The organism is Rhodanobacteraceae bacterium (assembly GCA_016713135.1).
Taxonomy (GTDB): Bacteria; Pseudomonadota; Gammaproteobacteria; order Xanthomonadales; family SZUA-5; genus JADKFD01.
The window spans coordinates 578462-599152 of the sequence record JADJPR010000023.1; the positions used below are offsets into that span (position 1 = coordinate 578462).

A 20691-nucleotide genomic window follows, 5' to 3' on the forward strand; every position below is an offset into this window, starting at 1 on the left:
GGCGGGGAGGGCGGGGCCGGGGCACGGGAAGGCTGCCTGGTCCGCGCCTGAGCGAAGAGCCGGCAACCGGTCGAGCCAGCGTCAGAGCCTAGTCCCGTTCTGGCCAGGCCTCCCCCAGCCCCCTGCCCGTGCCCCGGCCCCGCTCCGTAGCAACCGCCTCACCACCTCCCCCACCGCCGCAAACGCGAAGGCACCGGTGACGTGCATCGCGGCACCCAGGCCGCCGCCGCAGTCCAGGCGGCCTTCTTCCAGGGTGTCGGGCTTGGCCAGGCAGACGCCGCCGTCGCTGCTGGGGTAGCGCACGTTCTCCAGCGAGTAGACCGCCGGGATACTGAAGTAGCGCTTGGGCCCGCGCGGGAAGCGGAATTCCTCGCGCAGTTTCTTGCGCACCAGGCTGAGCAGCGCATCGTGCTCGGTCTTGGCCAGGTCGCGCACGCGGACCTGGGTGGGATCGGTGCGCCCGCCGGCGGAACCGGAGACCACCAGCGGGATCTTGTTGCGGCGGCAGTACGCAATCATCTCGACCTTGACGCGGAAGGCGTCGCAGGCGTCGAGGACGAAGTCGTACCCGGCACCCAGCGAGTCCATCGTCGACGGCGTCAGGAAGCGCGCCTGCGCATCGACTTGCAGGTCGGGATCGATCGCCCGCAGGCGCTCGGCCAGCACCTCGACCTTGAGCCTGCCGTAACTGCCATCCAGCGCGTGCAACTGGCGGTTGGTGTTCGACAGGCAGACCTCATCGCCATCCACCAGCGTCAAGCGCCCGATCCCGCTGCGCGCCAGCGCCTCCGCCGCCCACGACCCGACACCGCCGACCCCGATCACCGCCACATGCGCGCGGCGCAATCGCGACAGTCCGTCGATGCCGTAGAGGCGGGCGATGCCGGCGTAGCGCGGGTTGATGGGGCTGGGGGCGGATGGCGATTCGGACATGGGGCTGGGCAGTGGAAGGGCTGTAGGACGTTGGTGGAAGAGCGGAAAACCAGAACTTGCCTGACCGGGCCAGAGACAAAATGCCGGTCGAATGCCGGATACGCCACTCTGTCGGCGATCTTGTCTTTCCTTTGCGAGATCCGGCTGGCGCCGCTCCTTTGCCAGCCGTGCCGCTTAGCGCCCAGCGCTTCCGGGTCAGCATCGGCGCCGCTGGCGACCCGACTACGCGGTCACGGCTATTCCAGCGTTTCCAGCACCGCCTTCAGCTCCGCCGCCAGCGGCGCGGTGTAGTGGCGTTCGGTGCCGTGCTCGCCCCAGGGGAAGCGCAGGCTGTGGGCGTGCAGGAACAGGCGCTTCAGGCCGCGCGCCTTCATCGCCGCGTTGAAGGCTTCGTCGCCGTATTTCGGATCGCCCGCCAGCGGATGGCCGGCGTGCAGCGCGTGCACGCGGATCTGGTGGGTGCGGCCGGTGATGATCTGCACCTCGACCAGGGTGCAGTCGGCGAAACGCTGGATCACCTTGAAGCGCGACAACGAGGGCTTGCCGTCATCCTCGTCGACCTCGACCATGCGTTCGCCGCCGCGCAACTGGTTCTTTTTCAGCGCCGCATCGACCTCGAAACGGTCGCGCGCCGGGGAGCCCTTGAGCAGCGCGAAGTAGCGCTTTTCGACCTTGCTCTCGCGGATCATCTGCTGCACTTTGCGCAGCGCGCTGTGTTTCTTGGCCAGCAGCAGGATGCCGCTGGTGTCGCGGTCCAGGCGGTGCACCAGCTCGATCTCCTGGTGCGGGCGGATGGCGCGCAGGGCCTCGATGGCGCCCAGCGACACCCCGCTGCCGCCGTGCGCGGCCAGGCCGCGCGGCTTGTCGAGCACGATGAAATCGTTGTCCTCGGCGATCACCCGCTGGGCCAGCGTCTCGCGCAGCGAGTCGGACGGCGCCTGCGGTGCGCCCGACTCGTCCACCCGCATCGGCGGGATGCGCACCTGGTCGCCGCCTTCCAGCCGGGTCTCCGGCTTGGCGCGCTTGCCGTTGACCCGCACCTGCCCGGTGCGCAGCACGCGGTAGACCGCGCTCTTGGGCACACCCTTCAGGCGGGTCGACAGGAAGTTGTCGAGGCGCTGGCCGGCGCGCTCGGCGTCGACGGTCTCGATCCGCACCTCGGCCGGCATGGCTTCCTTGGGCGGGGCGGGGGCGGCTTTGGGCTTGGCCGGACGTCGATCGGACGGCCCGGGGCGCGTCGCATCGCGGCCGGCGGACGCCCTCGGCGCCTCGCCGCGGAAGCCGGAGGCCATCGAACCGCGCACGCGCGGGGCGGCCGTGCGCGATCCCGGCTTGCGCGCGCCGGTGCCCGCACGGCCTTCGGGACGCGCGGCCGCCGACCTGGACACGCCAGCGCGCGCGGCGGGCGCTTTCGCCGCGGTACCGGAGGGGCGTCCGCGTGCACCGGAAGCCGGGCGCGGGCCGTCCGATTTTCCGCGGCCGGCGGGTGCCGGGCGCGAATTCTGCTTGCCTCGCGGCCCGCTCGGGGTGCCGCGGCCGGGCGTCCGGCTGCTGGTTTTGCGCATTTTGCTGGGAATTCCGGAGGTTGCACGAGGCCGGGGTGATTCCGCAGCCTGAGCTTGTTATCATCGGGCAGTCCGGTTGCCTGCCTCCGATGGAAGCAGGCAGACGGAACCGTCCAGGAAGCCGGCAGTATAGGGCCGTCGGGCGGAGGACCCGAGGTCCCGCACGGGATCTTGCGTAACCCAAGGATTTTCAAGCGCGTTCCCGCCTGTCCGGGCACCCCAGCGCCGCCTGCTCGATGGCCATCCGGCCGGTCTGGCTGCGGCGCACAGGTCTGGTGTCCGGTTCGCGGCGGTCGAGCGGCAGGGGCCACAACAAAAATGAAGAGAATGTTGATCAACGCCACGCAGCCGGAAGAGCTGCGGGTGGCGGTAGTGGATGGACAGGCGCTGTTTGACCTGGATCTGGAAATACCTTCGCGGGAACAGAAGAAATCCAATATCTACAAGGCGCGGATCACGCGCGTCGAACCCAGCCTGGAAGCGTGTTTCGTCGAATACGGCGGTGAACGCCACGGCTTCCTGCCGCTGAAGGAAATCTCGCGCGAGTACTTCGCGCCGGGCACCAGCCTGAAGAACAACATCCGCGAGATCCTGCGCGAAGGCCAGGAACTCATGGTGCAGGTGGAAAAGGAGGAGCGCGGCAACAAGGGCGCCGCGCTGACCACCTTCATCTCGCTGGCCGGCCGCTATCTGGTGCTGATGCCGAACAGCCCGAACGCCGGCGGCGTGTCGCGGCGCATCGAGGGCGAGGACCGCCAGGCGCTGAAGGACGCGATGGACCAGCTCACCGTCCCCGACGGCATGAGCCTGATCGTGCGCACGGCCGGCATGGGCCGCGATGCCGAAGAACTGCAGTGGGACCTGAATTACCTGACGCAGCTGTGGCAGGCGATTGCCGAGGCCTTCAAGTCGCGCCCCTCGCCTTTCCTGGTCTATCAGGAGAGCAAGCTGATCATCCGTGCGCTGCGCGACTACCTGCGCAACGACATCGGCGAGATCCTGGTCGACAGCGAGGAGGTCTACCAGGAAGCGCGTGACTTCATGCAGCAGGTGATGCCGCCGAACCTGCGCAAGCTCAAGCTGTACAAGGATTCCACCCCGCTGTTCACGCGCTTCCAGATCGAGAGCCAGATCGAGAGCGCGTTCTCGCGCCAGGTGCGGCTGCCGAGCGGCGGCTCGCTGGTGATCGATCCGGGCGAAGCGCTGACCGCGATCGACATCAACTCGGCGCGCGCCACCAAGGGCGGCGACATCGAGGAAACCGCGTTCAACACCAACCTGGAAGCGGCCGAGGAGATCGCGCGCCAGTTGCGCATCCGCGACGTCGGCGGCCTGGTGGTGATCGACTTCATCGACATGGAAAGCCAGCGCCACCAGCGCGAGGTGGAAGACCGCATCCGCGACGCGATGAAGCTGGACCGCGCGCGGGTGCAGATCGGCCGCATCTCGCGTTTCGGCCTGCTCGAGATGTCGCGCCAGCGCCTGCGCCCGAGCCTGGGCGAGTCGAGCGCGATCACCTGCCCGCGCTGCAGCGGCAATGGCCGCATCCGCAGCGTCGAGTCGCTGTCGCTGTCGATCCTGCGCCTGATCGAAGAACAGTCGATGAAGGACAACACCGGACAGGTGGTGGTCCAGGTGCCGACCGAGGTCGCCAACTTCCTGCTCAACGAGAAGCGCGCGGCCATCAATGCCATCGAGCAGCGCCACGAGACCCCGGTGGTGGTGATCGCCAACCAGTACATGCACACGCCGGAGTACGAGATCCAGCGCGTGCGCGCCAACGAGGTCGAGGGTGAAACCCGGCCGAGCTACAGCCGCGTGCGCCAGCCGGCTTCGGCCGACGCCGAGAAGGCGCTGGCCGGCGGCGGCACCGAGGTGTGGGTGGAACAACCTGCGGTCAGCGGCATCCGCCCGCAGTCCCCGGCGCCGGTCAAGGAAGAACCTGAAGCAGCAGCGCCGGCACCGGTCGCCGCAGCAGCCCGCGCTCCGGCGCCCGAGATCGCGCCGCCGCCGCAGCATGTGGGCCTGGTGGCACGTTTCATGGGCTGGTTGCGTGGCAGCCCGGCCGCCCCTGCGGCGCAGCCTACGCCGGCAACGCCCGCGAGCCCGGCAGCCGATGCATCCACCGATCGCAGCGCGCGCGGCCCGCAGAAGCCGGGCGATCGCGGAGATCGCCGCGAGCGTCGCGGCGATCGTCCGGAGCGCGGCGAACGTGGCGAGCGTGGCGAACGTGGTGAGCGTCCGAACCGTGGCGAGCGCCCCGAACGCGGCGGTGGCGGCCCCCAGGCCGATCGCCCGCGCGATGGCAAGTCGCAACGCCCGGACAAGCCGCGCAATCCGCAGCAGCAAGCGGCCGCCGCGCCGGCTTCGCCCGCGCAGCCGCAGGCAAAGTCACCGCAGCAGCCGCAGCAGCCACAGCAGCCACAGCGCGACGGCGCGCAGCCCAGGGGCGAACGCCCCGAACGCGGCGAGCGCCAGGACCGTCCGGAACGCCAGCCGCGCCCGCCGCGCGAAGCGCGCGAACCGAAGCCGGTCGAAGCACGGCCTGAGGGCGAGGAGATCGTGGTGATGACCGCCGCTGCGGCACCTGCCGCAGCCGACGCGGTGTCGCTGGTGGTGGACGCCGCCGTCGAGACCTCCCCGGTGGCCGGGAATGCGGGCGAAGCGACCCCGCATGCTGCTGCCGGCACGCCGACAGCCGAAGGCGCACCGCGCAAGCGTCGCCGCCGCGGTGGCCGCCGCCGCCGTGGACGTCGCGACGAGAACGCGGTCGCCGCCGATGGCAGCGCGCTGCCCGGCAGCGAGGGCGATTCCGAAGGCGATGAGGATGACGAGGGCGACGACGCAGGCGATTCGGCTGCGGAAGCGGTGACCGCGGCGGCAGCCGCTGCCGCACCGGCGGCAGCGTCGGCGCAGGTCGCTGAAACGGCGCCAGTCGAAGTGTCCGCACCGGTGGCCGCAGCGGAGCCCGTTGCCGAAGCGACGCCCGTCGTCGAGACGACGCCAGCCGCCGCATCCGCGCCGGAACCCGACACGGCGCCGGCCGCGGCCACGGAGCCACCAGCCGGCGTTCCAGCCGCTGCCGCCGTGCCCGCAATGGTGGCCACGGCAGCCAGCGTCGCCGAGGCCGCGCCCGCTGTGGTCGAGCAAGCGGTCGCAGCCGCGGTCGAAGCAGTTGCTCCGACGCCGCCAGCGCCGCCCGCCCCGGCGGCCACGACCCCGGTGCGCTCGGGCGATTTGTTCGCGCAGGCCTCGGAGCGCGTCGCCGAAGCCGTTGCAGCGGCCGAGGACACTGCCGCGGCCGACGCGACGCCAGCGCAGGAAGCCAGCGCCGAACCCGTCGCCGACAGCGAGCCCGCGCGCACCGAAGCGGCCGCGCCGGCGCCCTGAGCCCTCGCCACCGCCCCGGCCGCACGCCGGGGCGGTGCGCCCGCACGGCCTGCTCAGCCCTGGCTGATGAGCCCGGCGCGCACCAGGCACAGCGCCAGTTCGGCCTCGCTGTGGATGCCGAGCTTGTCGTAGATCCGCGACTTGTAGGTGTGCACGGTCTTCTCGCTGATGTGCAGGCGTTCGCCGATCTCACCCGCGCGCATGCCGCGGCCGAACATCAGCCCGACTTCCAGCTCGCGCCCGGTCAGGGTGTCGATCGCGTTGCTGGCGCCCTGCGCCAGCGCCATCCGCTGCGCAATCGCGGCGGCGATGTAACGCTCGCCGCGCGCCAGCCGGCGCACCGCCTCGATCAGTTCCTTGCCGTCGCATTCCTTGCTCAGGTAGGCGGCCGCGCCTGCATCCAGCAGCAACTTCGGCAGCGGCCCATCGCCGTGCATGCTGACGATTGCGATGCGCACCGCCGAGCCGGCTTTCGCCAGCCGCTGGGTCACTTCGATCCCGCTGATGCCGGGCATGCTGATGTCGAGCACCATGACATCCGGCTTCTGCTCGCGCGCGATGCGCAAGGCATCCTCACCCGACGCGCCCTCGGCGACGATCTCGATCTCGCCAGCCGGCTCAAACAGGAAGCGGTAACCGGCCCGCGCAAGGGTGTGGTCGTCGACAATGGCGACACGGATGGGCATGCGGTTCCCCTTGGCGGACCGAGCCCGTGACCGATCATGCGCCGAAGCTGGCCGCGCCACCAGATACCCGATGTCATGTGTCTGTCATCTGCGCTCCGGTGGCAAGCGCGGCCGCCCCACTGCTATCAATCGGGGTGGAGTACCCATTGGAGATTGCGATGACCACCCCGACCCGACCCGCGCGCAAGCGCCCGGTTACGACCACCGCCCGGCGCGACCGCACGGGCCAGTTCACGCGCAAGGCGGCGCCTGCCGAAGCAGCAGTGGCAGCTCCGGCCGACTTTCCACCGCTAAAGAAGGCGCGCCTGACGATGCCGGAACCGGACTTCGAGCGCCTGCGGATACTGAAGGCACGGCTCAAGGAGCTGGACCGGCCGACGCGCAAGAACGAGTTGCTGCGAGCCGGCCTGCACGCGCTGGCCCTGCATAGCGACGAAGCCCTGCTGCTGGCGCTGGAACAACTGCCGCCCGCCAAGCCGCCGAAGGCACCCAAGCCACCGAAGGCACCCAAGCCAGCGAAGTCGGCCAGGCCGGCCAAGCCCGGAGCCTCGGCGCGAACGCGCAAGCCCCGGATCGCAATCGACGACTGAGGCTCGAGCGGGTTTTGCGGGGCAGATCCGGCAGTGTCAGGGGATTCCTCCTCCGTGGCGTCGCCGGGAAACCAGTGGACTCGTGCCGGCGCGTGTTCCGAACGGCAGGCAACCCGGCGGCCGGATTGATCGTCATCAGCCGGAGCGTCACAGACTGCCACTACAGTGAGGCTTGCGGTCCAACCTCGTCTCAGCACCCATGTCGCAATCCGGTGTCCTGGTCATCGAGCGCACCTCGCAGTCCGCGGTCCTGCGGGTGCGCGGACTGCTCGGGAACGCCGCCTTGGCACAGCGACTGCAAGCGATGCTGGAACCGGGCCATGCGAGCATCCGCTGTTCGGCGGCCACCGGCCGGGTACACCTGCGCGGCGCGGACACGCAGGCCAGGCTGCCCTGGGTGCTAGACCGAATTGCGGCGCTGCTGTCGGCCCAACCGGCGGCAGCGCGTGCAACTGCATCACGGGCGCCGCGAAGGCCGGCGCGTCCCAAGCCGCCCTCGGCCAACGCCGGGAGTGCCTCGGTCGAGCATGCCGGAAGCGCGGGTGCATGCCTCAAGCGCCATGGCAGCCATCCGAACGGAATTGGCAGCGCGGAGGCAAAACGCAGGCTGGTCGCCTGCGGGGCGAATCGACTGGCGGATCAGCCGGCGCGCAGCGATGCAGAATTGCTGCGCGCCCAGTTCGCCTCCCTGCCGATCGCCTTGCTGGTCGGCGCCGGCGCGATCTCGGCCGCCAGCCGCGCGTGGCTGGATGCGGGTGCCATTGCGGGCGTGGTGGGGGTCAACGCGACCATCGGCTTCATGACCGAGCGGAGCGCGGAGCGCACGATCGAGAGCCTGCGCCAACTGGCACCCGCCACTTCGAAGGTGCTGCGCGACGGCAAGCCGCGGACGATCCCGGCCGAGCAGGTGGTGGTGGGCGACGTGCTGGTGCTGTCCCCCGGTGAGCGGATCGCGGCCGATGCCCGCGTCATCGAAGCGCACCGGTTGGGCACCAATGAGGCAACGCTGACCGGCGAGAGCATGCCGGTGCGCAAGATGCCGCGCGACGACCTGCCGCCGGACTGGCCCCTGGCCGAGCGCGCGAACATGGTCCACATGGGCACGATCGTCAGCGGCGGCAGCGGCCTCGCGCTGGTGGTCGCCACCGGCGAGCGCACCGAGATCGGGCGGATCCGCGCGCTTGCCGGGCACGCGCGCGCGCCACGCACCAAGCTGCAGGTGGACCTGGACCGCCTGGGCACCCAACTGGGGCTGGCGGCGGGCTTGGCCTGCGGCGGAATCCTGCTGCTCGGACTCGCGCGCGGGCGCGGCCTGGTGCCGATGCTGCGCTCGGCGGTGTCGCTGGGTGTCGCCGCGATCCCGGAGGGCCTGCCGACCGTGGCGACCAGCCTGCTGGCCACCGGCATCCGCCGGATGCGCCGCGACGGCGTTTACGCGCGCGAACTTGGGGCGATCGAGAACCTGGGCGCCGTCGACGTGGTCTGCCTCGACAAGACCGGCACCCTGACCCAGAACCGCATGAGCGTGGCCGCGATCGTCGGCGCCTCGCGCAACTGGCTGCCACGGGAAGACGGGAGTTGGCAGGGCCTGGAAGCGCTGCCGCGCGACTTCCTCGACGTGCTGACGCTGTGCAACGAGGCCGAAGCGGACGCAGGGCTGAGGCAAGGATCGGCGACCGAGCTTGCGCTGCTGGATCTGGCCGCGGCTGCCGGGATCGGCGTTGCCGCCCTTCGCCGGGATCGTCCCCGCCGCGCCCTGAAGCAACGCTCCGAGCACCATCCCTACATGGTCAGTCTGCACTGCGAAGGCCGCAGTCGTTACTTCCTGGCGGTCAAAGGCCGACCTCAGGAGGTGCTGGAACGGGCGAGCCACTGGCACGACGGCGTCCGCCAGATCCCGCTCGACACACGCGCACGCCGGCGCTTGCTGGCAGCGAACGCGCGCCTTGCGGCACAGGGCCTGCGCGTGCTGGCGGTGGCCTGCAAGCGCCAGACCAGCGTGCGCATGGCTGCCACCGATGGGCTCACCTGGCTTGGCCTGGTTGGCCTGTCGGACCCGCTGCGGCCCGGTGTGGCGGCCACGCTCAACGCCTTCCGCGCAGCTGGAATCCGGCCAGTGATGATCACCGGCGATCAACTTGGCACTTCGGCGGCAGTCGCGAACGCCATTGGCCTGGTTCCGCCGGGCCGCCTCGCCGACGCCGGACGCCTGCCCGAGGACGCGGCTGCGCTGGGCGACGTCGCCGAGTCGGCCAGTGCCTTCGCGCGGGCAACCCCGGCGATGAAACTGGCCCTGGTGCGCGCCCTGCAGGCGCGCGGGCACGTGGTTGCGATGACTGGGGACGGCATCAACGACGGTCCGGCGCTGAAGGCCGCCGACGTCGGCGTCGCCATGGGGTCTGCCGGGACCGATTTTGCCCATGCGATGTCCGATGTGGTGTTGCGCGGCGATGCGCCGGAGGACCTGCTGCTCGCCGTCGGCGAGGGACGTACCGCCTACCTGAATGTGCGCAAGGCCGTGTCCTACCTCCTGGCGACCAACCTCAGCGAATTGCTGACGGTGGCCGCCACCACCGCAGTCGGCCTGCCCGAACCCTTCGACCCGCTGCATCTGCTGTGGACCAACCTTGCCACCGACATTTCCCCGGCGATAGCACTCGGACTGGAGCCTGCCGAGCCGGACATCCTGCAGCGAAAGCCATTCGCGCGCGATGCGGCGCTGATCGGCGGACCCGACTGGCCGCTGCTCGCGAGCGACGCCGGGCGCATCACCCTGGCGACGCTGGCGGTGTTCGGCTTCGCGCTGGCACGCCATGGCGACGGGCCTCGCGCGCGTACGCCGGCCTTCATGACGCTGACCCTGGCGCAGCTGATCCATGCATTCTCGGCCCGCAGCGAGGCGCCCATCACTGCCGCGACGCTGGTCCACAACCGAACCCTGGTGGTGACGATCCTGGCGACCATCCTGGCCCAGTTGGCAACGGCCCTGCCGCCGCTCCGCAGCCTGTTGCGGACTGCGATGCCGGCGCCCGGCGACTGGCTCGCGATCCTCGCGGCAAGCGCCGCGCCGACGCTCTGGCGTGAGGCGCGCAAGCGCTTGCCCGCGCGTAATCCGCCACCCGGCACGCAAGATCGCGAACTCGCGATCCGGGAGAGCCACGCATGAAGGCTCGGGAGACACTGGTCGTCCTGCATCAGAGCAGCCGTCGCCTGCGGGTCCGCATGCCGGGCGACGTGGATTTCGACGCCCTGCGCGGCCACCTTGAACGCCTGCCCGGCACCGCGGTGCAGATCGATCCCCACCGCCGAACTGTCGTGGTCCAGAACGACGGAATGGCCGGCACGCGTGAAGCCGTTCTCGCGGTACTCATGGCGGCCCCGTGGCGCAGCCGAACCCGGCGACGCCCGACAGCGGCACCCTCAACCACTGCTGTGTCTGCCGGAGTCTCGCTGGCGCTGACACCCGTAATGCCCCGTACGGGTCAGGTCGCACTGGCATTGGCCAACCTCACGCTGCGCGCACTGCGCCATCCGCCGCGCGGCGGCGAGGAGTGGCGCAGCTTGCTTGCGCGTGCCGCGCAAAGCCTGGGCGGACATCCCTTGGCGGCCCTCAGTGGATTGGGACTGCAAGCCCTGGCGGAGCATTGGGCAAGATTGCAGGAAGCCGAGGCCTCGCGTCTGTTGCTGGACCTGGAGCCGGACCCTACAACCCCCTCCAGAGTGCGTGATGGACGCTCGTGGCGGACCATGCGCGCCGATGCCCTCGACGTCGGCCACGAAATCCGGCTCCTCGCGGGCTCGACAGTCGCGACCGATGTCCGCTTGTTGTCGGGCAAGGTGCGGGTGCTGCCGCCCTGGCATGCCACCGGCGGCCCTGCCCTGCGGGAGATGACCGCGGGAGGCGAGATCGCCGCCGGAAGCACCATCGCGGCGGGATTGGGAATCGCGGCGGTGCGCACCCGGTATGCGGAATCCAGCGCCAGCCACGTTCGCGATCAGATCGCGCACTTGCTGCGCACGCGCGGCACGGCACGCGAGGGCGCGCAGGATGGATCGGTATCGCTGGCCGTATCCGCCATGGTCCTGGGTTTTACCGGCGACCTGGCGCGGGCCGGCGCCCTGCTCGAAACCGATCTCGATGCCGGCCTGAGCCTGGCGGCCCCGCTCGCGCGGAACAGCGCGGCGTGGGCGCTGGCACGAGCGGGTGCCGTCATGGCCGACCTGGACGGCCTCGATCGCCTGAAACGCGCAGACACCCTGGTGCTCGACGATCTCGGGGTCGTCGTTGCGGATCAATGGCGGATGGATGCCAGCGAGTTCCGGGGCGACAGCCGCCAGTTCGGAGCAATCGCCGCAGCGCTGTGCGGATCTCGCAGATCCCCGGTCTGGAGCGACCCGCTTGTCGAGTCGCTATGGCAGCGGGGAGCGGTCATCGTTTCCGGCGGGGAATGGATCCTGCGGCCTGATCGTTCCGACAGCTGCAACGGGCGCCGGGTATTCCGGGTGCGCCACAACGGCGCCGATGCCGGCTGCCTGGTGGCATCCCTGGAACTGCGCCCCGGGCTGGCGACTGCACTTGCCGAGGCGCGTTCGGCCGGTTTCAAGCGAATCGTCAGGATTGCCCACCCGGAAGCGCCGACCCAGGTTGGTGGTTTCGACAGCCGCATCGCCGCGGCACGCAACGAAGTGCGCGATGCTCTCGAAAGGCTCGCCGCGCAAGGCAGCACCTTGGCCGTGCTCGCCCCCGGCTGGCGTGCCCAGGTACCCCCGGGCGCAGTGACGCTGGCGCCGGTTGCCGCGGATTCGCCGGCGCATTTCCTGATGCTCGGCGACCCTTTGCCGGCGCTCATCGGGGCGCGCGGAATCGCCTGCGCAATCGGTCACCGCGAGCAACGACGCATCCGCTTCGCCAGCATTGCCAACTCCACCCTGATGTGCGCCTCGGCCCTGCGCTGGTTGCCGCCGGAGGCCAGCGCGATACTGCACCAGGTAGTCGCACTGGCCTGCATGGTCGATGCATTGACGCTGCGGCGCCTGGAAACCAACCCTGCCTTGCCCGGAGATCTCGCATGAGCCTCGAAGATGTTGCCCGCCGGGCGGCCGCCGTGGCGGCCGTCGCCGCTGTCGCCACGCTGGCGGGAGCCGGCGCCTGGATTGCGTTCAAGCACCCCGAACTGGGACGTCGCGCGCTGAAATCGCTGGCTCGCGGCGCCGAGAAACTCCGGCTGGCACTGGCAGAGACCGCCGAGGAACTCTGCGATCTCTGGGCGGAGGCGCGCGACGAAGTCGCCGCCGAGATCGAAGCAAAGGCTTTCGACGGAGCCGGCACGCCTGCCCTGGCCGCGCCCGGACCCAAGACCAAGCCGTCGCGCGCCCGCAAGCCGCGGCGGACCAGGACCCAGGGCGACGAGAAGTCCCGCTGATTCCGGAGCAGTCGGGCCGGCCCCACGCGCGGACCCGTTCGCGGCCTTGGCCCTGCCGTTCGCGCACCCGGTCCTGCCGGTGGCTGCGCGACCTCAGCAATTCCACATCACCCTCACCTGGACCAGTCCATGCGCCGCCGTTCCTTGCTGATTGCTGCTGGCTGCGTGCCCTTCGCAGGTTGCCGCGGGCTGTCGCGCGCCGCCAGGCGACGCCCGCTGGTGATCGCCCATCGCGGCGCCAGCGGATATCGCCCGGAACACACCCTGGCGGCATACGAACTGGCCATCGAGCAGGGCACCGACTTCATCGAGTGCGACCTGGTTCCGACCCTCGACGGCGTTCTGGTCGCACGCCATGAAAACGAGCTGTCGGCCTCGACCGACGTCGCGAGCCGGCCGGCCTTCGCCGATCGCCGGGCCACCAAGCATGTCGATGGGGTGGAGTTGCGCGGCTGGTTCGCCGAGGACTTCACGTTGGACGAAATCAAGTCCTTGCGCTGCGTCGAGACCCAGCCGGAAGTGCGCCCGGGCAATCGACGCTTCGACGGGCAGTTCCAGATCCTGACCCTGGATGAAGTCATCGGGTTGGCAAGCAAGGGCGGCGTCGGGATCTACCCGGAAATCAAGCACCCGAGCTATTTCGCGGAACGCGGCCTGCGTCTGGACGGACAGCCCATCGCGATGCCGCTCGCCCGGATGCTGCTGGACCGCCTGCAGGCCACCGGCTTCACGGACCCCGCGCGCGTTTACATCCAGTGCTTCGAGCTATCGAGCCTGCTGCGCTGCGCCCGCCAGGAACTGCCCTCACGTGGGTTGCAGCTACCGCTGGTGCTGCTGCTCGGCGACCTTTCCGCGGATGCGCCCGCAAGCGGCTTCTCGGCACCCTTCGATTTCTCCGATGCGAGTCCCGACGGCAACCGTATTGCCGAACTCGAACCCGAACTGGCCCGGCTTATCCGGCACCCCGGGCCGTTGCGCTACGCCGATCTGGTCGCACCGGAAGTCCTGCGTTGGCTGGCCGCGCAGGGGATCTCGGGACTCGGGCCGTGGAAGGAATCGCTGCTGGTGCGCCAGCCATTGTCGCCGCCCCTGGACTCGGACAACGATGGTCGCGCGGAGCTGGGCTGGCTGCGCACCGGCGAGGTCCATCCGCTGGTCAAGCATGCGCGCACCGCAGGCCTGCAGGTCCACCCCTACACGCTACGTGCTGAGGAGCGCTTCCTTGCGCTCCCGGCTACAGGCAGGCCGTCGATGGAAGGCGAAATGCAGGCGCTGCTGGCGATGGGTTGCGACGGCTGGTTCACCGATTTTCCGGACCGAGCTGCCGCGGTTCGCGACTCCGTTAGCGGACACGGCTGAGCCGGCCCAGCGGCTGCCAGCAGAAGTGCGGAAAAAGCGCGAGGAAGGCTGCGCACGCGTCGGCCTCCGGGATTCGGCGAACCGCCGTCCTTCCGGACCCCAGGTGACAGTGGCTCCTGAGCGCGCGAAGCAGGAGCGCCGCGGCGTGCTCGGACCTCAGGACCACGGAATCAGCGACTGCCTGGACGGGCTGGGGCGTCGTCACTGCCCATCCGCTGCATTCGCGGCATGCGCGCCTAGCGCCGCAGGTCTCGGCAGACGGACCGGGATGCCTTGCGCATCGCACAGGCCCGCGGCGCACAGCTGGCCACGCAGGCGCGGGCTGGACTGCAGCATCAGATGGAACAGGACGTGCTGCTCGATGCTGCCGCGGAATGCGGCTGCCCCGGCGCCTGCAGCGTAGACCGGGACGTCCTCGCCGCCATGGGTCTCGTCCTTCAGCGGCACGCCGACTTCCTGCATGAAGTCCGGAGCGGCGGTGTCGACCTCGCGGAGGTCGGGACGGCCGTCGCGGATGGCGGTCATGCCACTGAACTCGTGCCGGTACCGCTTGACGCCGGCAGGCTGGCGGTCGGAGGCACCGGTGTAGCCCGGTCCGTTGGCGTAAGACAGCGTGGTGTACGGCAGACCCAGCGAATCGACCGCGTACTCGCTTGCTGGCGTGTCCTCGCCGCTGACGCCGCGCACCAACCCCAGGATCGGGTTGCCACGCACCGGATATCCGGCAAAGGTGAGCGTATGCGAGTGGTCGGCGGTCACGACCACCAGCGTGTCTTCCAGACTCACCTCTTCCAGCGCAGTGCGGACAGCGTCCGACAGCGCGAGGGTGTCGACGAGGGCGCGGTGGGCATTGCCGAAGTGGTGCGCGTGATCGATGCGCCCGGCCTCGATCATCAGCACAAAGCCGTCCGGATCGCTTGCGAGCCGGCGGATGGCGGCGCGTGTGAGCTCGGACAGGCTGGGCTCGGAGGGTGCGTTCCGTGGGCGATCGTGCTCGAACTGCAGGTGGTCGCGCGCGAACAAACCCAGCCAGGGCGCAGGATCGCGCACGTCGAGCCGCGCCAGGCCGGAAGCATCCTCGAGGTAGCGGCCACCGGTACGCGCCTGCCACTCGGCAATCAGGTCGCGGCCATCGCCGCGCAGGCCGCCAGACGCGCGCGGCCGGAAACGGTCGCGACCACCGCCGAATGCGACGTCCAGGCCGGGACCCAGCCGCGGTTCGACCAGTTGGCGCGCGATATCGTGGCAACCTGTGGCCGCAGCGGCGGGCGACAGCATCGTGTCGTCTTCCCAGTTGCGTTCCGGCGCGCGGGCATAGGTGGCGGCGGGCGTGGCGTGGGTGATTCGTGTGGTGGTCACGATGCCGGTTGCCAGCCCGGCGAGCTTTGCGATCTCGAGCAGGCTGACGAGCTCGTCGCCAGCCGACGCCGGGCAGTCGCCGCGCGGCGCGGAGGGGCCGACGGCCAGCACGCCCATGCGCGTCTTCACCCCGGTGGCCATCGCGGTCATGGTGCCCGCGGAGTCCGGCGTCTGGCGGTCGGTGTTGTAGGTCCGCGCGAAGGCCGTATGCGGAAACTCCTCGAACGCCAGGCGATGCTCTTCGCCGGGCGCACCCTGGCGCTGACCTTCGAAAATGCGCGCGGCCGCCACCGTGGTCATGCCCATGCCGTCGCCGACGAACAGCACCAGGTTTCGCGCGCGGCCCGAGGATGCGTCGCGCTCTGCAGCCGCCGCGGCGCCGGAGACGAACCACCAGTCCGAAGTCTCACCCTGCGGCCGGGAAACCTCAGGCACATCGATCATGCTTTCCGGCATGGCCGGGGCTGCAGGCGACGAACTGGGACGCGCTGTCGTGGTCGGGACGCCCGAGCAGGCGGCGAGAAAAAACAACAGCGGAGAGGCGATCGAATGGCAGCAGCGGCGCATGGGCAGTCTGGATCGGGAAACCGCGGAAGTCTGTCTGGCGTTGATGACCGTTTCTCGCGTGGTGACCGGTCGTCTCGCAAGCAGGTTCTCGCTGGATCTCTGCCAAGGGCTCCGCTCGCAGCCCGCGGGCGGAGCCGCCCCCACGACAGCGCAAGCAGCGGGCAGATGTGCTGACCGGCCGAAAGGACCAAAGTGAGATTTCCTGTCCGGAACCGCTCCGGAGCGCGGGGTGCAGCAAAACGATCCATGGGCTGGGCGAAGACGAACCGCCTCTGATGCATGGTGCATCTCCTGTGTTGGGAGCGGCGGGAATCGCGCCGCACGAGTTGAAATCGATGGGGCGGAAGCCACCGATTCCGCTCTCAAGACCAGAGCTTTGCGAGCGACTTTCCAGACCTTGGCCGGACAGTATTGGTGCACCCGGAAATTGACCGCGGGCGCTCTTCGTTTACACGCCAACCGGAGGCGCGCACGAACCGCAAACGCAACGTCATTAGCCGGTCACTGTGGCATCGCAGCCTGTGGGCTCATCGCGCTCCGGGAGCCCCCAGTGTCCGACCACTTCAAGACCCGTCGCCGCGTGTTGCGTGGCGCCCTTGCCGCTGGCCTCGCGCCGATCGCTACCACCAGCATCAGCCAGAAGGCACTCGCAGGCACGTCCGACCTGGACGTCGCATTCACTCACGGCGTAGCCAGCGGCGACCCGTTGTCCAACCGTGTGATCCTGTGGACGCGCGCCATGGCCGAGGGTTCGAGCGAGAGCTTCTACCTCTACTGGTCGATCTCCGAGCGCTCGGACATGCGACGGCCGGTCTCTGGCGGCCTGGTGCTCGCCAGTTCGGACAACGACTGGTGCTGCAAGATCGATACTGCTGGCCTGGAGCCTGGCAAGACCTATTTCTACCAGTTCGTGTATCGCGACCGCCGCTCGCCGGTCGGCATCACGCGCACGCTGCCGGTTGGCGACGTCGCCAACATCAAGTTGGCATTCTTCTCCTGCGCCAACCACCCCAAGGGCTTTTTCAACGTCTATCGCGAAGCGGCGCGCCGGGATGACCTCAACGCGGTGCTGCACCTGGGCGACTACATCTACGAGTACGGCCCGACCGGCTACCAGACGCCGGGGCTCGCGCTCGGGCGCAACAGCGTGGGCCAGACGGTGACCCAGCCGCGCATCAACCAGCTCAACCCGCGCAACGAGATCGTGACGCTGGCCGACTATCGCCAGCGCTACGCGCTCTACCGCAGCGATCCGGACCTGCAGGAGCTGCACCGCAAGAACGCCTGGATCACGGTGTGGGACGACCACGAATCGACCAACGACAGTTGGAAGGACGGCGCCGAGAACCACCAGCCCGCCAGCGAGGGCAACTGGCAGACCCGACTGCTGGATTCGACTCGCGCCTACCACGAGTGGATGCCGATCCGCACGGCGCAGGATGGCAATCGTCTGCGTATCTGGCGCGCATTCGATTTCGGCAATCTGGCCCGCCTGGTGATGCTCGACACCCGCCTTGAAGGCCGCGACCAGTACGCCGTCAGCCAGGATCAGTTCCTGTCTTTCTACCTGACCGCGCGCCCGGACGGGACCTTCCCGGCCGATGTGGTGCCTGGCACCGCGACGCCGCGGCGGATGATGAGCGCGGAGCAGGAGAGCTTCCTGCAGACGCAGTTGACCACCAGCCCGCAGCCCTGGCAGATCATCGGCAACCAGACACTGCTGCACTTCCAGTCGGCACCCAACTTCTCGGATACGCAGGTGTTGCCGCCGCCGGTGCGGGACGCCTTGGTGGCGGGCATTCGTGACCTGCTTGGCGGGCCGGCCGGACTCGCGCAGTACAATCAGTTGGCGCGTGCCGGATTGCCGCTGTACGACTTCGTGGCCGACAGTTGGGCGTCCTATCCCACGGCGCGTACGCGCATGTTGGCCACCCTGCTGCAGGCCGCGCGCAATCCGCTGGTGCTCACCGGCGACAGCCACAATTCCTGGGCCGCCAACCTGCGATTGCCCACGGCCTCGGCGATCGTCAACGTCGGCGTCGAGATTGCCACGCCTTCGGTGTCTTCCCCGGGCTTCGAGGAAGCCTTGCCGGATATCCCGTCCAGCGCGCTCACCGCAGTGCTGGTGGAAAGCAACAGCGCGCCTGCGCAGACGCGCGTCGATCAGCTGGTGTATGCGGAAACCGCGCGCCGCGGCTTCGTGTTGCTCGACATCACGCGTGAACGCGCCGAAGCGCAGTGGATCCTGGTGAACAACGTGTTCACCACGGACCACAGCGCCAGCGTGGACCGCACGCTGACCGTGCCCGCCGACGCGCGCCGGTTCGCCTGAGCCTGCGCCCATGAACCAGGGAATCTTCGCCATGCATGCGTTTTCTCGCCTTGTACCCGCGGTGCTGCTGGGCCTGACCGGTTTCGCCGCGTCCGCCGCAGACGCCCCCGCGGCCTATTACCTCGGTGGGCGTGTCAGCTTCGACGAGGTCTCCGATCTGACGGTGGATGCGGGCCCGATCCTCGGCGACCTGGAGCTGGATACCGGTTGGGGATTCTGTGCCGTCGCGGGCCGACGCATCGGCGATCCGTGGCGCCTGGAGCTTGAATGGATGCGCCACACCACCGATGCCGAGGCATTGCCCGCGCTGGCGCTCGAGGATCTCGGTGGCAGCGTCGACGTGAACACATTGATGCTGAACCTGATCGCCGACTTGCCCCTCGAAGGTTCATCCTGGGTTCCGCACCTCGGCGCCGGAGCGGGATGGGCCTCGGTGAAGCTGGACGACCTCCGCGGCGATTTCCTGCGGATCTCCGGTGAGGACGACAGTACCTGGGCGCTGCAGGCCATCGCAGGTGTGGCGGTGCCCCTGGGCGATTCGCTGATACTGGACCTGGACGCGCGCTACACCCATGTCAGCGCGGACCATCTGGGCTACGAGGTCGAGGGCGTGTCGTTCGACGGCGGCGACAGCGACGTGCAGACCGTCAGCCTGACCGCCGGGCTGCGCTTCGATCTTTGAGCTGAGCAATCGCCAGCCAGCTTCACCCACTCCAGTCGGCGCATCCCGCGCCCAGGCCAAGGCCACGGATCCTGCGATGTCTCGATCACTCGCCAGCTACCTGCTCCTGTTTCTGCTGCCCTGGCACTGCGCGGCCGCGGAGAGCCCCAAGTGCGCGTCCACCATCGGCGAACTCGAAAGCCTGATGGGCGCGCCCGGCTTGCCGCTGGAATGGGCGGAAACCACCATGGACGACGGAAAGCCGCTGCTGATGTCCATCGTCCAGGGCAACGGGGCCCTGATGCTTGGATTCACCAAGACCGGCGAGGGCCTGTGGGCTGAAAGCGCGGGCGTCGTTTGCAGGTCGGGCTCGACCTTCGAGGCGCGGTTCTCCAAGGAGCAGATCCGCCTGGGGCCTGCCGCCGGTTGGCTGTTGAGCCAGGCCTTGAAGAGCGGCGGAAAGTTCACCCTGACCAGGCTCGGTCCAGAGCAGTTGCGCATTTCCACCCGCGGCTGGCGCGGAGATTTCTCGGCGGTCGTCGAGTAGGTCGCTGGCCGGCGAAACCTGCCGTTCCGGCGTCCTGCCGCTGCAGGCCTGCACCCCTCAGCTCCGCAACGCAACTGTCATCAAGCCGGCATAGTCTGCGCGACCATGCACGTATTGATGCTGTCGGATGTCTATTTCCCGCGAGTCAATGGCGTGTCCGCCTCGATCCGGACTTTCGCCCGCGATCTCATCCAGCGCGGCCATGAAGTCACGCTGGTGGCGCCCGATTACGGCTCGGCGCACGAGGGCGAAGGCTTCGAGCTGATCCGGCTGCCCTCGCGCACGATCTTCTTCGATCCGGAAGACCGCTTGATCAAGGTGTCGGCACTGAAGGCGCTGCTGCCGCAGCTGCAGGCGCGGCGTTTCGACGTGATCCACATCCACACACCGTTCCGGGCGCATCAGCTTGGCACCCGCCTCGGCCGGCTCGCGGGCATTCGCACCGTCGAGACCTATCACACCTATTTCGAACAGTACGTCTCGCACTATCTGCCGTGGCTGCCGGCGAGCACGCTGCGTTCGAGCGCCCGCTGGATCTCGCGACGGCTGTGTCATGGCGTCGACCACCTGATCGTGCCGTCGCAGCAGATGCTGCGTGTCCTGGAAGGTTACGGTATCCGCACACCGTCCACGGTCATCCCCACCGGGATTCACCTGGACGAGTTCGCTGGCGGCGACGGCAGCCAGTTCCGCCATCGCCACAAGATCGAGCGACGGCGCCCGACGCTGGTGACCGTCAGCCGGCTGGCGGTCGAAAAGAACATCACCTTCCTGCTGGACGTGGCGCACCTCCTGCGCCGGGAATTTCCGGATCTGTACTTCATCGTCGCCGGCGAGGGTCCGGACGCACCGCGGCTGAAGCAGCGGGTGCAGGAGCTTGGCCTTCAGGAGAACGTCCGGTTTTTCGGCAACCTGGACCGCAGCACGGAACTGCTCGATTGCTACCGCTCGGGCGATGTCTTCGTGTTCGCATCGCCCACCGAGACGCAGGGCCTGGTGCTGATCGAGGCCATGGCCCTCGGCGTGCCGATCGTCTCCACCGCGGTGATGGGAACCGCCACGGTGCTGGAGGGCGCCCGCTGCGCACGCATCAGCGCCGAGCAGGTATCCGAGTTTGCCGAGCATGTGGCGGTCTTGCTGCGCTCTCCTGAAGAGCGGGCACGCCTATCGGCGGCAGGGCCAGCGGACGCGCAGGCATGGAGCGCTCCCGCGCTGATGCAGAGGGTCGTCGACTTGTACCAGCGGCTTGCGCACGCGCGCGGCTGACGCGGCAGCAGGG

General features: G+C 69.3%; 14 protein-coding genes. 10 read left to right on the forward strand and 4 right to left on the reverse strand.

The annotated features are described in order from the left end of the window. Positions 1-81: 81 nt before the first annotated feature. Both IPK27_22370 and IPK27_22375 read right to left on the reverse strand, forming a co-directional pair. Positions 82-933 (reverse strand): tRNA threonylcarbamoyladenosine dehydratase, encoded by an 852-nt coding sequence (locus tag IPK27_22370; protein ID MBK8070250.1) that lies wholly within the window; start codon positions 931-933, stop codon positions 82-84. A 236-nt stretch (positions 934-1169) separates the two neighbouring features. Then, positions 1170-2102 carry an RluA family pseudouridine synthase gene (locus IPK27_22375; protein MBK8070251.1) on the reverse strand — a complete coding sequence of 311 codons (933 nt, stop codon included), beginning with the start codon at positions 2100-2102 and terminating at the stop codon, positions 1170-1172. Positions 2103-2816: 714 nt separating this feature from the next. Between IPK27_22375 and IPK27_22380 the strand changes: the two genes are divergently transcribed. Next, positions 2817-5888: an Rne/Rng family ribonuclease gene (locus IPK27_22380; protein MBK8070252.1), complete on the forward strand. Its 3072-nt coding sequence runs from the start codon at positions 2817-2819 to the stop codon at positions 5886-5888. Between the two features lie 53 nt (positions 5889-5941). On the opposite strand, the gene IPK27_22385 is transcribed toward IPK27_22380, so the two are convergent. Next, positions 5942-6574 (reverse strand): response regulator transcription factor, encoded by a 633-nt coding sequence (locus IPK27_22385; GenBank protein MBK8070253.1) that lies wholly within the window; start codon positions 6572-6574, stop codon positions 5942-5944. A 158-nt stretch (positions 6575-6732) separates the two neighbouring features. Here IPK27_22385 and IPK27_22390 point away from each other — a divergent pair, with 158 nt between their 5' ends. The 5 genes from IPK27_22390 (at position 6733) to IPK27_22410 (ending at position 13946) form a co-directional block, all read left to right on the forward strand. After that, entirely contained in the window at positions 6733-7164 is a 432-nt protein-coding gene (locus tag IPK27_22390) for a hypothetical protein (protein ID MBK8070254.1), read from the forward strand. A gap of 199 nt (positions 7165-7363) precedes the next feature. Next, positions 7364-10330: a cation-transporting P-type ATPase gene (locus IPK27_22395; GenBank protein ID MBK8070255.1), complete on the forward strand. Its 2967-nt coding sequence runs from the start codon at positions 7364-7366 to the stop codon at positions 10328-10330. Between the two features lie 302 nt (positions 10331-10632). Beyond that, the gene (locus tag IPK27_22400; GenBank protein ID MBK8070256.1) at positions 10633-12237 is read left to right on the forward strand and encodes a hypothetical protein; all 1605 of its coding nucleotides are present in this window, start codon (positions 10633-10635) and stop codon (positions 12235-12237) included. Then, the gene (locus IPK27_22405; protein MBK8070257.1) at positions 12234-12587 is read left to right on the forward strand and encodes a hypothetical protein; all 354 of its coding nucleotides are present in this window, start codon (positions 12234-12236) and stop codon (positions 12585-12587) included. The genes IPK27_22400 and IPK27_22405 overlap by 4 nt, the downstream gene beginning before the upstream one ends. Positions 12588-12716: 129 nt before the next feature. Continuing rightward, positions 12717-13946, forward strand: coding sequence for a hypothetical protein (locus tag IPK27_22410; protein ID MBK8070258.1), 1230 nt, complete (start codon positions 12717-12719; stop codon positions 13944-13946). 201 nt (positions 13947-14147) lie between these two features. Here the strand turns inward: IPK27_22410 and IPK27_22415 are convergent, their stop codons facing one another. Further along, positions 14148-15872 carry an alkaline phosphatase gene (locus IPK27_22415; protein ID MBK8070259.1) on the reverse strand — a complete coding sequence of 575 codons (1725 nt, stop codon included), beginning with the start codon at positions 15870-15872 and terminating at the stop codon, positions 14148-14150. A 550-nt stretch (positions 15873-16422) separates the two neighbouring features. Between IPK27_22415 and IPK27_22420 the strand changes: the two genes are divergently transcribed. The 4 genes from IPK27_22420 to IPK27_22435 all read left to right on the forward strand — a co-directional run bounded on the left by IPK27_22420 (position 16423) and on the right by IPK27_22435 (position 20678). Continuing rightward, positions 16423-18204, forward strand: a complete 1782-nt coding sequence (locus IPK27_22420; GenBank protein ID MBK8070260.1) for an alkaline phosphatase D family protein — start codon at positions 16423-16425, stop codon at positions 18202-18204. Between the two features lie 10 nt (positions 18205-18214). Continuing rightward, a complete protein-coding gene (locus tag IPK27_22425) occupies positions 18215-18886 on the forward strand; it encodes a porin family protein (GenBank protein ID MBK8070261.1) in 672 nt (223 codons plus the stop codon). A 76-nt stretch (positions 18887-18962) separates the two neighbouring features. Beyond that, complete coding sequence (locus IPK27_22430) at positions 18963-19412, forward strand: hypothetical protein (GenBank protein MBK8070262.1); 450 nt, start codon at positions 18963-18965, stop codon at positions 19410-19412. 105 nt (positions 19413-19517) lie between these two features. Then, a complete protein-coding gene (locus IPK27_22435; protein ID MBK8070263.1) occupies positions 19518-20678 on the forward strand; it encodes a glycosyltransferase in 1161 nt (386 codons plus the stop codon). The last annotated feature ends 13 nt before the right edge of the window (positions 20679-20691 follow it).

What these genes read in the sequence shown, in the direction of transcription:
- IPK27_22370 (MBK8070250.1), bottom strand. Translation starts at nt 933, where the DNA reads ATGTCCGAATCGCCATCCGCCCCCAGCCCCATCAACCCGCGCTACGCC.
- IPK27_22375 (MBK8070251.1), bottom strand. Translation starts at nt 2,102, where the DNA reads ATGCCGGCCGAGGTGCGGATCGAGACCGTCGACGCCGAGCGCGCCGGC.
- IPK27_22380 (MBK8070252.1), top strand. Translation starts at nt 2,817, where the DNA reads ATGAAGAGAATGTTGATCAACGCCACGCAGCCGGAAGAGCTGCGGGTG.
- IPK27_22385 (MBK8070253.1), bottom strand. Translation starts at nt 6,574, where the DNA reads ATGCCCATCCGTGTCGCCATTGTCGACGACCACACCCTTGCGCGGGCC.
- IPK27_22390 (MBK8070254.1), top strand. Translation starts at nt 6,733, where the DNA reads ATGACCACCCCGACCCGACCCGCGCGCAAGCGCCCGGTTACGACCACC.
- IPK27_22395 (MBK8070255.1), top strand. Translation starts at nt 7,364, where the DNA reads ATGTCGCAATCCGGTGTCCTGGTCATCGAGCGCACCTCGCAGTCCGCG.
- IPK27_22400 (MBK8070256.1), top strand. Translation starts at nt 10,633, where the DNA reads ATGCCCCGTACGGGTCAGGTCGCACTGGCATTGGCCAACCTCACGCTG.
- IPK27_22405 (MBK8070257.1), top strand. Translation starts at nt 12,234, where the DNA reads ATGAGCCTCGAAGATGTTGCCCGCCGGGCGGCCGCCGTGGCGGCCGTC.
- IPK27_22410 (MBK8070258.1), top strand. Translation starts at nt 12,717, where the DNA reads ATGCGCCGCCGTTCCTTGCTGATTGCTGCTGGCTGCGTGCCCTTCGCA.
- IPK27_22415 (MBK8070259.1), bottom strand. Translation starts at nt 15,872, where the DNA reads ATGCGCCGCTGCTGCCATTCGATCGCCTCTCCGCTGTTGTTTTTTCTC.
- IPK27_22425 (MBK8070261.1), top strand. Translation starts at nt 18,215, where the DNA reads ATGAACCAGGGAATCTTCGCCATGCATGCGTTTTCTCGCCTTGTACCC.
- IPK27_22430 (MBK8070262.1), top strand. Translation starts at nt 18,963, where the DNA reads ATGTCTCGATCACTCGCCAGCTACCTGCTCCTGTTTCTGCTGCCCTGG.
- IPK27_22435 (MBK8070263.1), top strand. Translation starts at nt 19,518, where the DNA reads ATGCACGTATTGATGCTGTCGGATGTCTATTTCCCGCGAGTCAATGGC.